This window comes from Pseudoalteromonas sp. P1-26 (assembly GCF_001401795.1).
In the GTDB taxonomy this organism is placed as follows: Bacteria; Pseudomonadota; Gammaproteobacteria; order Enterobacterales; family Alteromonadaceae; genus Pseudoalteromonas.
This window is the reverse complement of the sequence record NZ_LKDX01000007.1, coordinates 41654-57145: the sequence shown is the minus strand read 5'-3', so window position 1 is coordinate 57145 and position 15492 is coordinate 41654. Positions and strand designations below refer to the sequence as shown.

The following is a 15492-nucleotide window of genomic DNA, read 5'->3' as shown; positions in this document are numbered from 1 at the left end:
AATTGCCCACTATTTTTAGAGCCACATGAGAAGGTAAGATGAAGTTTGTTCGTTGGTTGTTAGGCCGCATCATTTTGTTTTTTGATTTTGTATTCACACCACGCAGTAAAAAGCGTCCGGCAGCAGAGCAAGCAGCGCTTGACTCAGTGACGTCACAATTTAAGCTTTATCAATTTAAAGCCTGTCCATTTTGCGTGAAGGTACGTCGTGCTATTAAACGTCAAGGTCTATCAGTTGAAACCCGTGACGCTAAAGGTAACGAGCAATTTCGCCAAGAACTTTTAGAGCAGGGCGGCAAAGTGAAAGTGCCTTGTTTACGTATTGAAGAAAACGGCCAAGTAACTTGGTTGTATGAATCAAACGATATCATTGCTTATTTAGATAAAGTCGCGGCATAAAGCGGCTTTTCACTTCGATTATAGCCCGTGCTGTGCTAGCATTTGGGCAAATTTTTAATTGTCTTTTGAGAGATATAACCATGACAATTCGCACCCGTGTTGCTCCGTCACCGACAGGCGACCCGCACCTAGGTACTGCATACATCGCATTATTTAACTACTGTTTTGCTAAGCAGCAAGGCGGTGAGTTTGTGTTACGTATTGAAGATACAGACCAAGTTCGTAGTACGCCAGAATCAGAGCAAGCTATTATGGATAGCTTACAATGGTTAGGCTTAAACTGGGATCACGGTCCAGATGTAGGCGGTGAGTTTGGTCCATACCGTCAATCTGAGCGTAGCGATTTATATAAGAAATTTGCGCATCAGTTAGTTGAACAGGGTAAAGCTTTTTACTGTTTTGCTACGAGCGAAGAACTAGACCAAATGCGTGAAGAGCAAATGGCCGAAGGCCTACGCCCTAAATACGATGGTCGTGGTTTAAATCTTTCTGAAGATGAAATTAAAGCAAACCTTGAAGCGGGTAAGCCTTACGTAATCCGTATGAAGATCCCAAGCGAAGGCACGTTCAAGTTTAACGACTACCTACGTGGCGAAATTGAGATCCCATGGGAAAATGTAGACATGCAAGTGCTACTTAAAGCTGACGGTTTCCCAACTTACTTCCTTGCCAACGTTGTTGATGATCACCACATGCAAATTAGCCACATTTTCCGTGGTGAAGAGTGGATCAATTCAGCGCCTAAGCTATTAAAGTTATACGAAGATTTTGGTTGGGAAGCACCTGTACTAGGTCACTTACCATTACTTCGTAACCCTGATAAGTCAAAGTTATCGAAGCGTAAAAACCCAACTTCAATCAACTACTATAAAGAAATGGGTTACCTACCTGAGGCACTATTAAACTATTTAGGCCGCATGGGTTGGTCAATGCCTGATGAGCGTGAAAAGTTCACGTTAGCAGAGATGATTGAACACTTTGATATGAAACGAGTGTCGCTTGGTGGCCCTATTTTCGACATCGATAAGCTTAGCTGGTTAAACGGTATGTGGATCCGTGAAAACTTATCTGATGCAGAACTAATGCAACGTTTTGTTGATTGGAAGTTTAATACTGAGCTATTCGCTAAAGTATTACCAGAAGCAAAAACGCGTATTAATACGCTTTCTGATATGGTTGATCTTGCTGGTCACTTTGTGGGTGGTATTCCAAGCTATGATCCTGCGCTATTAACGGCAGGTAAAGCTGATGAAGATGCTATCCGTCAAGCATTACAGTTCTTCATCTGGCAATTAGAAGGTTTACGCAGTTGGGAAAAACCAGCGATTTTTGCTATCGCAAAAGAAGTGGCGACTTTCCATGAATTGAAGATTAAAGACTTCCTTGAGCCAATCTTTGTGGCTATCACAGGTAAGACATCTTCAACTTCAGTACTTGATGCGATGGAAATTTTAGGTTCTGACTTATCACGTGCTCGTTTACGTGTTGCACTAGCACATATTGGTGTGTCTAAAAAGCAAGCGAAAAAAATTGAGCGTGCATATCGCGATTATCCACAAGTTTAATCGTAATTGTTAGTTTTAAAAACCGAGCTTATTGCTCGGTTTTTTTATATTTAAATCAAAGTTAATGCAGATTTAACTTGTAAATAGGGACTGCTCTAATAGTATTAAACATGCACAATTTATCACTTGTAGATATATCTTAATGAAGCAGTATGAGGTAACTGCAAGCGAGGGATTATTTAAGCTGAGGCGAATGCTTTAGTTAGTTTTCAAGGAGAAAGTGATGTTTAAATACGTATTGGTCTGTTTGGCCATTTTAGGCTTTAGTTTGCCAAGTTTCGCGGCTGATAAACCCAATGTACTTGTTATTTGGGGTGATGATGTTGGTATGTGGAACATTAGTGCCTATCATCGAGGCATGATGGGAGGCAGTACCCCAAACATAGATAGAATTGCTAATGATGGCATGATATTTATGGACCATTATGCACAGGCCTCGTGTACTGCTGGCCGTGCTGCATTTATCACAGGTCAGTACCCAATGCGAACTGGTCTCAGTACGGTAGGGCTTCCTGGCGCGAAGCAAGGCTTGCAAGAGAAAGATCCCACCTTAGCAACTATGCTCAAATCAAAGGGTTATGTCACAGGCCAGTTTGGTAAAAACCATTTAGGTGATCGTGATGAACACTTACCTACAAATCATGGCTTTGATGAATTTTTTGGAATTTTATATCACCTCAATGCCGGTGAATATCCAGAACAACAAGACTATCCTCAAGATGCCAAAACACAAGAAAAGTTTGGTTTAAAAATGCGTGGGGTCATTCATTCAAAAGCGCTTGGAAATGGCAAGCAAGAGATTAAAGATCTTGGTCCATTTGGGAAAGAGCGTCAGCGCAATTTAGACCAAGAAGTACTTGTAGAGTCAAAACGCTTTATCCGTGATGCAGTAAAACAAAATAAACCTTTCTTCGTTTGGCACAACACAACTCGTATGCATTACCAAACTAACCTTAATAAAGCTTATGACGGCAAAACTGGCTTTGGTTTATATGCTGATGGTATGGCCGAAATGGATGATGATGTAGGTGAATTACTTAACTTACTTGATGAACTTAAAGTAGCTGATAACACAATAGTGATGTTTTCTACCGATAACGGTGCCGCATCAAACTCATGGCCAGATGGTGGCAACCAGCCATTTCATGGTGAAAAAGGCGTTGGTGGCTGGGAAGGTGGCTTCAGAGTACCTATGGTTGTTAAATGGCCGGGCCATGTTCCTAAAGGTGTGAGCACCGGTGAGTTCATGACAATGGAAGATTGGATGCCAACGATTATGTCGTGGGTTGGCGATAAAGATTTAAAAGCTAATTTATTAAAAGGCACCAAGATTAATGGTCAAAAGTATAAAGTTCATTTAGATGGTTTTGATCAAAGTGATATTTTACTAAACAATGGTAAAACAAAGCGTAAAGAGTTCTATTATTTCACCGAAACTACCTTTCATGGAATGCGTTACGGTGACTGGAAGTTAATCTTTACAGAACAAAATCATTGGTTTAGGTCTACACAGCAAGCCCTTACTTCACCTTACATTATTAACCTAAAAATGGATCCATTTGAGCGATTCATTGATGCTAGGGGTTATGATGAGTGGGCAGAAAACCGTAGTTGGATTTTAGGCCCAGCAGGTAATCAAATTGCAGAGTTTGTAAAAACTTTTAAGGCTTTTCCACCTAGCCAAGAGAGTATGTCAGTACAAGTGGGTAGTGTTGCTGAAATGATTTCACAGCAAGCGTTAAACCGCTAAAACTATAGGCTTTACCAGAACACAAGGTTGCAACATCACAGTCTTGGTAGTCACTGGTAAAGTCTTTACAACTCTCAACTAAGTAACCATTGCCGCCTCGATTTACTACTTCAAGTTTTAGCTGCTCAATAGCAATATTATTGACCTCTGTAGGGCTATAACCACCAGATTGTGCTGAGCGCTCACCAAGATAACTAAGCTCTTCAACTTCACTTAAATAATATGCGCTGCCTCTTTTTCTATTTATCGGCATTGTAAAAATAAACTTAATATTGATACTTGCCTGGTAATTTAAATGTTAACAGTGTGTACAAAACGCTACACGAATGTACGCCATTTTTAAAACCTCTTGTGGTTATATTGTAGTCGCAAGCAGTGAAATGGATGTTCACAAAGCTTGAATAATTACTCCAACTAACTATCCAGGGGATACTTTATGCAAGTGAAAACACTCTCGATTGCTGTTGCCGCAGCTCTCTACAGTGCCAGTGCTGCTCATGCAGTGGGTGTTGATAACAATCAAGTAAAGCACCAATTAAAAGCACCTAATATAACATTTGAAGAAGTAAAAGCGTTTAGCAAAGAGTTTAACCAAGGTGACTCTAGCAACATGCTACAAAACGATGGCCTAAATGTTCAGCTAAATAGCAAAGCAAATAAATTTGCTGAAGAAGGCATTGATGGTGAGCATATTTATATTATCCGTTTACGTGATAACTCTGTTGCTCTTGAAGCACGCGATTTAACCTCACCATTATCACAATCACTTCAAGCACAAGGCGTTTCAAAAGTATTTGAGAAAGGTCAAGCGGCGGTCTCTGCTGTAACTGATTATCAAAACAAACTACTTTCAAAACAACGTACTGTAATGCAAAACGTGACTGCGGTGACTGGTCGTACAGAGATGCGTCGTCAATTCACTAAAGCATTAAATGGTTTCTCTGTAAAAATGACAGAGCAAGAAGCGATGCGCGTTGCAGAGCTTGGTGCAGTCGTTTCTGTAATGCGTTCGAAGAACTATGATCTTCTTTCTGATGAAGGTCCTAAGCATATCGGCGCTGATCAAATTTGGGATGGCTCAAGCGTTCCTAGTGGCATCAAGGGTAAAGGTGAAGGCCAAATCGTTGGTATCATCGATACCGGTATTAACTCAGATCACCCTTCATTTGCAGCTGTAGGTGGGGATGGTTACGAGCATGAAAACCCGTTTGGTCCAGGTGTTTATGTAGGTGACTGTGTTGAAGAACCTGAAGAAATTCAATGTAATAATAAATTAATCGGTGTGCGTTCTTATGATGTGATCACTGATGCATTTGATGCCATGATCCCAGGCTGGCCAGCAATTGGTGAAGATTACCAAGGTCACGGCTCACACGTAGCTTCAACAGCAGCTGGTAACGTGGTCAACGATGTACCGTTTATGCTTCCGAGCTTTGGTGAAAACACCGATGGTAATATCTTAAAAGAAGGTTTATTTCCTGAAATCTCAGGTGTTGCACCGCACGCAAATATCATTGCTTATCAAGTATGTTATCCATCAAGTGACGAATACGCAGGCTGTCCTGGCGAAGCACTTGTAGCGGGTATTGAAGATGCAATTTCTGATGGTGTTGATGTAATCAACTTCTCAATTGGTGGTGCTGATTCTAATGTGTGGGCCGATCCAGTACAACTTGCATTCTTAGCAGCGCGTGAAGCGGGCATTAACGTTGCCGCGGCAGCAGGTAACAGCGGTCAAGCATGTGGTGCAGCTGAGTGTTTTGGTTACTTAGATAATTCATCACCTTGGCTTGCACAAGTTGCAGCAACAACACATGGTCGTACTGTCGCTGTTGAAACTGCGGTCGAGTTTGCTGGTTTTGCAGACGAAACTTTGGGTTCAGAAGTACCTAGCTGGTCAGAAACAGGCCTTGTTGGTGGTTCAATTAATAGCGAAGAAATTACCGGTGTTGTTGTTTGGGCTAAAGATTACGAAGACGTAAATGGTTTTAAAGACTACAACGGTTACTGTACGGCAGATTATCCAGAAAACACCTTCAATTTCTACAAAGATGGTACTGAAATCGCGGGCGCGGCTGATGGTAGCACTGATGTTATTGTTATCTGTCAACGTCACGATCCAAATGATTCAGCAGCCAATGCGCGTACTGCAAAAGTTGATCACGTAAAAGCCGGTGGTGCAGATGGTTTCATCATGTTTAACCGTGACCGCGATCAAGGCACAGTGGCTGAAGGTTATTCATTACCAGGTGTTCACTTTACTTACGATCAATGGAATGGTGTTTATCCAGAAGATGGCTTAGAAGATTGGGTAGATAGTTACTCAGAACTTGGTCATATGATCACCATCAAACCAACAGTGATTGAGCGTCGTGTTGATGCAGAAGATGCTGACTGGTTGGCAACATTCTCATCACGAGGCCCGTCTTATTCTAATGTTGAAGTACTTGCTCCTACGCTCGCTGCTCCTGGTGTTGATATTTACGCGGCTTACTCTGATGAACATCCATTTGTAACGCCACATGGCCAAGATTACGCTGCAATTAGCGGCACATCGATGGCATCACCACATGTTGCAGGCTCAATGGCGTTATTACGTCAAATTCACCCTGAGTGGACTGCGGCTGAAATCCAATCTGCATTATCGATGACTGCTGAAAACGTTGTTAAGTATCATCGCTTGAATAGTGCAAGTGATGTTGTTGCTGATGCGAAAACCTATCGTTCGGGCGCAGGTCGCATCAATGTTGGATTGGCTGCTAAAGCTGGTTTTGTCATGGATGAAACGGCAGATAACTTCTTAGCTGCTGATCCATATAATGGTGGTACACCACATAAACTTAACTTACCAAATCTAGTTAATTTCTCTTGTGCGCCTGAATGTCAGTGGGTTCGTACAATTAAAGCAACAGAAGATGGTACTTGGACTGTAAGTCATGAAGATGTAGAAAACTGGGCGTTTGATGTTAACTCACAAACAGCGCAAAACGGTGTGAATATCGATATCTTCCCGAAAACTTTCACGCTGAAAAAAGGTGAAACACAAACAATCATTGTTAAAGCATCGATCATGGATACCCAAGATTGGTTCAGTAACTCTGAAGTTGAGCTTCATACTAACCTTGTTTTCCAGGCTGAAGAAGAAAATATCCCTGATGCACATTGGCCTGTGGCGTTTAAATATGATCGTGGTAACTTACCATCATCTTTAGAGACAACAGCTCACTCAAACGTAGGTACTTATGTAGCTAAAGGTATTGTATTACCAAGTGTTGAAGCGCCAGTGGCCCGTGCATATGAGCCAGTAAAAGCAGATATCACAACGGTGACTTTACCAAAAGATGATGAGCGTACTTTCCCTTGGACGATGAATCGCACAGGTGATGTTGATGCAGCTGATATTTTAGATGAAGCAACATTTACTAAGTTTGTGACAGTACCAGCTAACTCAAAACGTTTTATCGCAGAAACTGTTGATGTTGAATCTGAGCTAGAAGGCACCTTGAACGTAGTTAACCCTATTATTTATATAGGTAAAGACTACAACGGTGATGGAATTGTTCAGCCACAAGATGAAATATTATGTGTATCTAATCATAAGATTTATAAAAACTTCTGTAATATCAATAACCCAGAAGAAGGTGAGTATTGGGTTGTTGCTTATAGCCCGAATAAAGCGTCAGTGGGTGCCGTTGAAGAAACATTTGAACTTGCAACAGCGGTTGTGTCAGACCAAGTAGCCTCTGGTATGACTGCAAGCCTTCCAGGAAGTGATGGTCAAAATACTGTTGAAATGACTGTTGACTGGGATATGGACATTGATGCTGACAGTGTGTACTACTCACTATTAGATGTAGGTACATCGGCTGTGAACCATGGTAACCTAGGTTCTATTCCATTTAAGCTCAACCGTGGTAATGACGTTGCTCATCTTGATGCACCATATACTGGTGCGAAAGTGGGTGATATGGTGCCTTACACATTTGAAGTGTTAGCAAATAATTCAGGTGTAGATCGAGAGTTCTCACTAGAGCTTGATATCCCTGCGGGTCTTGATATTAAAGCAGAAAACGTGGCGGTCTCAACAGCATCAGAAATCAATGTTGAAATTGCTGACGGTAAGGTGATTGTAACTGGTACGCAAGCGGATACTCGCGATGTTGAACCTGATTATATCGTCACAGATAACATTACCGATGAAATGTGTCGTACGCCTGATTTTGGTAACTCAAACCCGGGAGGCTATGTTGACTTAGCAGAGTTTGGTATTACACCTGTTTTATCTGGTTTTGAAGAGAATAATTATTACAACTCACGAAATGGTTACTCGTTACCAATCGCAAGTTTTTATAACGGCGCATATGATACATTCAGCCTTTATAACAATGCTGAAAATACCAATATCCAAAACTCGATAATCCAAATTCGTGGTATGGGTACAGTTAACACAAATGGTAGCCGATATTTCTTCCCTGTTCATAACCCGTTCCCTTATAACTCATTCCCATATGAGAATATGGGCCCATTATGGCGTGGTTGGGAGTTCACTGATAATGGCTTATTGCGCTCTGTAATGTCAGTTGGTTTATCGTCTAGCGAAGGTATTTCACTTGCAAGTACAACAACTGGTTGGGGCATTGTTGAGTGGGATAACGCATCAGACTATGATAATCCAGTATATGACCGTACAACAGGTAAATACACATACACTAAACGTGATAACTCTTTTGATTTCCAGGTGTTATTTAATGCAAATACACGCTTTGGTAAAGATGAGCATGAAATTTACTATGCATACGACAATCTAGACTACGGTTCGACGCGTCCTGCAGGTAGTATCGGCCTGCAAGGTTTCCGTGGTGCCCAGTTCGAGTATGGTCCACTTGAAAACTACCGTGGTATTCAAATCGCTTATAACAACCTAGATGAAGTGATCAGCGATGGTTACGTGGTGTGTATGGACTATGTAGGTCCAGAGTCATCACAATTTGAAGTGACTGCTTGGGCCGAAGTTACGCCGTCTGCAGCAGGTCAAACACTTGAAGTTGCAGCTAAAGCAGCAATCTCGGGTCTGAATGACATGACTTCAACAGCAACACTAACCATTCCAGGCAACATCACTGTGGTAGCCCTTGATGACATGGTAACAACAGAAGAAACACCGATTAGCTTTGAAGTTCATCACATTGATGAAAAGAACTCGAAGAATGAAATCTCGGTAATTTCTGACGACGTAACCTATGAAGTTGATGGCGATACAGTAACGATTACACCAAATGAGAACTTCTCTGGTGAGACAGAAGTAACTGTGATGGTATCTGATATTGAATACCCTTCAGATGCTGCAAGCACGACCTTTATGTTAACGGTTGAAGCAGTTAACGATGCACCGGTAGTGGTTGTTGAAGCAAGTGCTCAGCAAGTTACTGAAGGCAGCATGATTACCCTAGATGCATCAGCATCACATGATTTAGATAACGATGAGTTAACTTTCTCATGGGAAGGCCCAGGTACAATCGCAAGCCCAACATCAGCAATCACTGAAGTATCAGGTTTAACAGCTGGTGAGCATCAGTTTACTGTAACGGTAAGTGATGGTGTTGAACCGATGGAACTAGGTGTAGCAGTGACGGTAACGGCACAAGAGACAACCGTTGTTCCTGAAGAAAAAGCGAAATCATCAAGTGGTTCACTTGCTTGGTTAACTGTTCTATTAGCTGGTTTTGCAGGTGTTCGTCGCCGCGTAAAACGAGGCTAAGTACTCCCTAAGTATGTTATGTAACAAAGGGCCTTCGGGCCCTTTTTTTGGTCTAGCAAAAATAAGTCGTACATTTTAATAACCAAAAAGAATAACTAACAACTGAAAACCTATGTAGCAAAATGTACATGCTATTTTATATTTTTTTCAGTGTGTTAGTTTGAAGATAGGGCGTAAATTAACAGTCTACGCCGCTTTGTTGGTCAAAAAAATTATACAATAAAGCGCGCAAGCGATATGATCGTCCCCGATTAAGTAAAGACTAAAGACTTTTTGGTAGTATTAAGTTGTCATAGTGATTGTTATTTATGACATAAAGGTGAATTGCGTTAATGAAGAAATTGTTTGGCTTAGTATGTTGTTTAACTGCATCAACTGCGTTTGCGCAGGCTGATGTTAAACAACCACAATTAATTAAAAAGTCGACAATACATGCCAGCATCACAGTGGGTTACGGAGGCATTGAGAATCCGGTGCTTGATGCCGATAATGTCACTTCGCCAATTCTGCCAAGCTTTGCTTATTATGATGATAACTGGTATTTCGATGATTTCTCTGTTGGCTACAGCCTATATGAAACAGAAAAATTTTATGTCGATTTACTTGGGCGCTTTAATGATGATGGTTTTTTCTTTGAGCTGGATGGGGTAGATAAACTCTATGCCACAGGTGTTGTTCGTTCGAGTTCAGGACGACCGACATTACCCACTGCATCACCAATTAATTTAACACCTATAGAACGCGACCTTTCTTACATGGCAGGGTTATCATCGGCAGTAAACGTGTATGATAATATCTGGTTAAGTGCTGCGTATGTGCACGATGTAACCAATGTTCATAATGGTTATGAAATATTGTTCAACGGCTATCATGTATTTGAATTGTTTTCTGGTACTGCAGGTCTTGAAGCGGGCATTAATTACAAAAATGAAGAACTGATCGATTATTACTACACGGTTAACCCATCAGAAAGCAAAACGCGTTTACTAAGCTACAATTTAGAAAGTGCCACTAACTACTACTTCAAAGTAAATTATGAATATCCGATCAGCGACAGTTTCAGTCTTGATTTCAAACTTAAACATACTTGGCTTGATAGCAACTTAGCTAACTCACATATGATCAATAAAAACGGTTATTTCTCAGGTTTTACGGGAATTACTTATCACTTTTAGGCCAACGAATGGTGATCTCTGCACCGCCTGTTTGCGAACTGTTAGCCAAGCTAATTTTACCGCCATGCCAACTGGCAATACGATGCACGATATAAAGTCCTAATCCATACCCACTCGCTAGTTTATCTCCTTCACCTTGTTTAAAAGGCTCAATTAACGCATCCGCATTAATTGGTAAGCCAGGTCCATCGTCTGTAATGCTTATACTGTAATAGCCCGCTTGTTCTGTGCTACTTATATGGATTGTGTGTTTTGCGTATTTTGTGGCGTTGATCAGTAAGTTTTGTACCGCGATTGCCATAAAGCTTGCTTCGCAATAGGCTGTGTCTATTTCAAGGGCTGGTATGAATTCGAGCTCTTTGTATAAATCGAATTTAGCAATTTCTGTGTTGATCAGTTTAGCTAAGTTAACTTTCTCCTGATTAAATACACTTTGCTGGTGCTCTAAGCGAGCGAACGATAAGTATTGCTCTAGACGTAATTCAATCTCATCAATATCACGCTCAATTTGGCTACCTTCTTGAGATTCCAAATCGGCAATCGACAAAGCAAATCGCATACGGGTAAGGGGAGTGCGAATTTCATGAGAAATAATACGCGATAAGTCATTATGTAGCTGAACAAACTTATTGATGCGCTCAGACATATGGGTGAAGGTGCTGGCTAATGGCGCAATAGATGAATTTGGTTTTATATCAAGCTCTATACGTTGCGGTTTCTTACTAAAACGATGAGCTGCGCGTTGTAATAAGCTCAAGTCACGAAATACTGGGCGAATGAATAATAAGATCATCGCACCAAGTAAAAAGTAAAAGGCAAAAAATGCAAGCCAGTCAGTTTTGGCTTGCGAAATCAAAGAAATGGGGCCAACTTTTTGGATGCTACCGTTATTGCCTTTGAGGTATATATACTGCTGATTGTTTTCGGTGACGCTGATAATGCCATCTTTATCGAATTTGGCTTGTAATGAATCAGGTAAAACAAGCTCGTTTTGGTTAAAGGAGCTGATCCTAGATTCTTTTTGCTCAGCTATTTGAGCAAGTTCAGCAACACTTATTTGCACACTCGGTATGTGCTCAGAAAAAAACTGATTATAAAGCTGGCCAAAAGCTAAAACTAAGGCAATTAAGCTTACTGTGATAATTAAGTACAGCTTAAAAAATTGCTGCTTCATATTTTTGAAATATCCAAGCTGTATCCTTTACCTCGTACAGACTTGATATCTAGCGTTTCTTTTTGCTCGCTAATGGTTTCTTTTAGCTTTTTACGTAAACGGCTAATTTTTAAATCAATAGCTCGGTCAAGTCCGTCATACTCACGGCCAATAACATGCTTGAATAATACCTCGCGAGAAACCGGTTCAGGGGTGTTTTTCGCAAGGTAGGCAATGATCTCAAATTCACTTTCATTGAGGTTCAATGCTGTGTTATGAAAATAGATATCGCGTTTTTTACTATCGATACGCAAAATATCAATTTGGTGTGAAAAGTTATCTTGGCCAACAGTGTGGGCGATAATCGTTTTAACTTTGGCGAGTAACAATTCAGGCTTAATGGGTTTTACAAGGTAGTCGTAAGCACCTAGGTTTAAGCCCTTAATTTGTGATTGCACAGAATCCAGTGCCGTTAGAAAAATAACAGGGCAACTGTACTTTTCTTTCAATTGAGAAATTAACTCAAAGCCATTGCCATCCGGTAGCATCACATCACAGATGATCAGTGAAGGCATAAAGGTGATTTCACTGCTACGGTACGCCTCAGCAGTATTGAATACATCTATGGTATAGCCATGCTTTAACAAAAACGTTTGTATTAAGCTTGCTAATTTCACATCATCTTCAATTAAAAAAATATGCTGCATTATAAACTCCAGCCAAAGCGCCGTTTTATTCGGTAATCTTTAGCTTCATAGCTTGCTATTGACAGTAGTTGTTGCTTAACAACTTGATTGCTCAATGGATTAATTAATTTCACTGTAAGCGGATGCTCAGTCTTAACCGTTAATTTCTCGATAATTAAACCACCTTGTTTGTAACACTGCGTATATTGAGGACGCTGAGTTATTTCTAAACAAAGTTCTTTAAAGGGAGCAACACGAAAATGAATCTGTATATTAAACTCACAGGCTTTTTGTTTTGCATCTGTCACACACACGGTGGGTGAGACTTTAAAAAAAGGTTGCTCGGGACTGTCATCGCTTAAACAAAGCGACGAAAAACAAAGACAAAAAAACAGTAATAGCCAACTAAATCGGTTTATCATTTAACCAAGTCTCTGTTTTTTAGAAGTCTTTTCTTCAAAGTAACAATAACCATCGAAAGCTGATGTAACCTGCCCAACTCACTTTGAGTACTCATTTTTTTGCCGTTTATTATAATTATTATTTATGCAGCCTATGAGTGGCGATTACACGATAAAAAAGCGTGTCTATCATACCTCATTTATCGTTATAGCTACAAATAGGTGCTATGCAAAGCCAGTAATTTCAACCTATTGGCGTATTTTCTTTATATTCTAAAGTTAGCTTGTTGTTTTAAAAGGGAAACTGAATTTATATTTAGTTTTAGCTAATAGTTTTTCACTAAATTTAGTTGGGCCTTAGTCTTTACTATTCTGCGTTATTTGTTAATTGTTTCGTACAAATTGATACAATTTAAATTTAGCCTATCAAAACCACTATTTTAGCTCATGCATTTAAACATATGCTGAGCGCGTGATTAATAATTAACAGATTCGACCTCTATTTTCATTTTATCTGGTAGTATAGTCAGGTTATAAGTAGTTTAAGCAGTGAACAATTATGTTAAGTCCTTATTATCAGCAACATGCTGATTACGTTTCTATCTCACGTGAGCAAGGCTGTCGTTTTGCCAAGTTAGTGGCTGATGATTTCAATCCGTTACACGATAAAGATGCCAAAAAGTTTTGTGTGCCGGGCGATTTACTTTTTTCGCTGGTTTTAAACCGCTATGGCATCAGTGAAAAAATGGAATTCACGTTTGCAGGCATGGTTGATGAAAATTCAAAGCTGACTTTCCCTGAAGGGGCTGATGAGTTTGCGATCACCGATGGCGAAAAAGTCATGCTAAAAGTGAAACGCGAAGGGGCTGTTAGCCAATGTCCTGAGTTAACAAATAGCTTAATCAAAAACTATGTTGAGTTCTCTGGCACGACCTTCCCGCATGTTATTATTCCATTGATGGGGAAGCAAGATGTAATGATCAATCCAGCCCGTCCAATGGTGATTTACGAATCAATGCTGATTAATCTTGACCGTCTTGATATCAGCGCACCTGAGTTAGAGTTTGCTGAGCCTGATTTTGAGTTTACTGGCAAACGCGGCAAAATCACGCTTCGCTTCAACCTGTTAGAAAATGGCGAAAAAGTAGGGGCGGGTGAAAAACACATGCTTGTGTCTGGCATTCGTGACTATTGCCAAGCAACGGTTGATGACCTAATTAGTTTTTATAATCAACGTAAAGAATCACTTAAACCAGCGTAATCTTTACAATTGCTACAAAGGGCGCTGATTGCGCCTTTTTTGTTGCTGATGTTCCGCGTACAATAGCGCTTTTATAGCCAAATGTACTTCAGACTATGTCAGTAGCGAACTTTTCAGAGTTAAATCTTGCCCCTGCATTGCTAACAGCCCTGCAAGCAGAGAATTATCACACACCTACAGCAATTCAAGCGCAAACAATCCCACTTATTTTAGCGGGTGCTGATGTAATGGGCAGTGCACAGACGGGAACGGGCAAAACCGCCGCGTTTGTTTTGCCACTACTGCACAATTTGCTATCTGCTGAAGTACTCCCTGATGCCGTTAAAGTCCTAATTTTAACACCTACCCGGGAGCTCGCTCAGCAAGTATTTGCAAGTGTAGAGCGTTATGCTGCGCATACTGAAATAAAAGCAGCACTGGCTTATGGCGGTGCTAGTATTGGCCCACAAATTAAAGCCATAAAAGGGGCGCAGGTTGTAGTGGCAACACCTGGGCGTTTACTTGATCATGTGATCAAAGGCAGTATTAAGCTTTCAAGTATCAATGCGCTGGTATTTGATGAAGCTGATCGCATGCTTGATATGGGCTTTATTGACGAAATTAAACGTATCTTGCGCCATGTGCCGAAAGAGCGCCAAACCTTACTTTTTTCAGCCACATTTGACGACAGCATCTTTAAACTCAGTAAGCAGTTATTAAATGATCCTAAATTAGTTGAAGTGAATAAACGCAACTCAGCAGCGGTTGAAGTTGAGCAGCTAGTTTATGCGGTTGATGAAGACCGTAAGCGCGAGCTGGTATCTCACATGATTGGCATGAAAAATTGGCAGCAAGTACTGATATTCACTCGTACTAAACAAACCGCCGATGTGCTTGCTAAAGAAATGTGTAAAGACGGCTTAAAAACCGAATCTATTCATGGCGATAAAAGCCAAGGTGCGCGTGATAAAGCACTGCAAAATTTTAAATCAGGTGCGACAAGAGTACTGGTTGCGACAGATGTTGCTGCGCGTGGTCTTGATATTGCCTCACTCAAGTATGTGATTAACTATGAGTTGCCTTATGTGGCTGAGGACTACGTACACCGTATTGGTCGAACAGGACGTGCTGGCGAGAAAGGGATGGCGATGTCGCTGGTTAGCATCGATGAGCAGTGGCTATTGGACGAAATAGATATCTTACTCGACACAAGACTCACGCCGCAGTGGTTACCAGGGTATGAGCCTGATTTAACCAAAGAGCCAAAGCAAGTTCGTAAAAATACTAATAAGGCACGCCGCTCTCGTGATAAAAAACGTATTTTAGGGCAAAAAAGTAGGAGACGTTCCTAAATCTGGCATATATT

Annotated in this window: 11 protein-coding genes; 7 read left to right on the top strand and 4 right to left on the bottom strand. The window is 40.8% G+C overall.

Features of this window, described 5'->3' with window-relative positions; all coding sequences use genetic code 11:
* The first annotated feature begins 38 nt into the window (after positions 1 to 38).
* From AN394_RS05790 to AN394_RS05780, 3 genes are all read left to right on the top strand, one after another.
* Positions 39 to 398 carry a glutathione S-transferase N-terminal domain-containing protein gene (locus tag AN394_RS05790; protein ID WP_054560852.1) on the top strand — a complete coding sequence of 120 codons (360 nt, stop codon included), beginning with the start codon at positions 39 to 41 and terminating at the stop codon, positions 396 to 398.
* 80 nt (positions 399 to 478) lie between these two features.
* Entirely contained in the window at positions 479 to 1963 is a 1485-nt protein-coding gene (gltX, locus tag AN394_RS05785) for a glutamate--tRNA ligase (RefSeq protein ID WP_054560851.1), read from the top strand.
* Between the two features lie 223 nt (positions 1964 to 2186).
* Positions 2187 to 3713 (top strand): arylsulfatase, encoded by a 1527-nt coding sequence (locus AN394_RS05780; RefSeq protein ID WP_054560850.1) that lies wholly within the window; start codon positions 2187 to 2189, stop codon positions 3711 to 3713.
* On the opposite strand, the gene AN394_RS05775 is transcribed toward AN394_RS05780, so the two are convergent.
* Positions 3640 to 3966: a hypothetical protein gene (locus AN394_RS05775; protein WP_055020988.1), complete on the bottom strand. Its 327-nt coding sequence runs from the start codon at positions 3964 to 3966 to the stop codon at positions 3640 to 3642. The two genes, AN394_RS05780 and AN394_RS05775, sit on opposite strands and share 74 nt — an antisense overlap.
* A gap of 183 nt (positions 3967 to 4149) precedes the next feature.
* On the opposite strand from AN394_RS05775, the gene AN394_RS22425 reads away from it, so the two are divergent.
* Complete coding sequence (locus AN394_RS22425; protein WP_055020987.1) at positions 4150 to 9471, top strand: S8 family serine peptidase; 5322 nt, start codon at positions 4150 to 4152, stop codon at positions 9469 to 9471.
* A gap of 332 nt (positions 9472 to 9803) precedes the next feature.
* Positions 9804 to 10646, top strand: a complete 843-nt coding sequence (locus AN394_RS05765; protein WP_055020986.1) for a MipA/OmpV family protein — start codon at positions 9804 to 9806, stop codon at positions 10644 to 10646.
* Here the strand turns inward: AN394_RS05765 and AN394_RS05760 are convergent.
* From AN394_RS05760 to AN394_RS05750, 3 genes are read right to left on the bottom strand one after another with little or no spacing between them, the layout of a single operon-like run.
* Positions 10630 to 11820 carry an ATP-binding protein gene (locus tag AN394_RS05760; RefSeq protein WP_054560846.1) on the bottom strand — a complete coding sequence of 397 codons (1191 nt, stop codon included), beginning with the start codon at positions 11818 to 11820 and terminating at the stop codon, positions 10630 to 10632. The genes AN394_RS05765 and AN394_RS05760 overlap by 17 nt on opposite strands.
* Positions 11817 to 12506, bottom strand: a complete 690-nt coding sequence (locus AN394_RS05755; protein WP_054560845.1) for a response regulator transcription factor — start codon at positions 12504 to 12506, stop codon at positions 11817 to 11819. Before AN394_RS05755 ends, AN394_RS05760 begins: the two co-directional genes overlap by 4 nt.
* The gene (locus AN394_RS05750) at positions 12506 to 12907 is read right to left on the bottom strand and encodes a DUF3019 domain-containing protein (protein ID WP_055020985.1); all 402 of its coding nucleotides are present in this window, start codon (positions 12905 to 12907) and stop codon (positions 12506 to 12508) included. Before AN394_RS05750 ends, AN394_RS05755 begins: the two co-directional genes overlap by 1 nt.
* A 538-nt stretch (positions 12908 to 13445) precedes the next feature.
* Here AN394_RS05750 and AN394_RS05745 point away from each other — a divergent pair.
* Together AN394_RS05745 and AN394_RS05740 are read left to right on the top strand one after the other, a co-directional pair.
* Positions 13446 to 14147: a DUF3581 domain-containing protein gene (locus AN394_RS05745; protein WP_054560843.1), complete on the top strand. Its 702-nt coding sequence runs from the start codon at positions 13446 to 13448 to the stop codon at positions 14145 to 14147.
* A gap of 95 nt (positions 14148 to 14242) precedes the next feature.
* On the top strand, positions 14243 to 15478 hold the full coding sequence (locus tag AN394_RS05740) for a DEAD/DEAH box helicase (protein ID WP_054560842.1): 1236 nt from the start codon (positions 14243 to 14245) through the stop codon (positions 15476 to 15478).
* Positions 15479 to 15492: the final 14 nt, after the last annotated feature.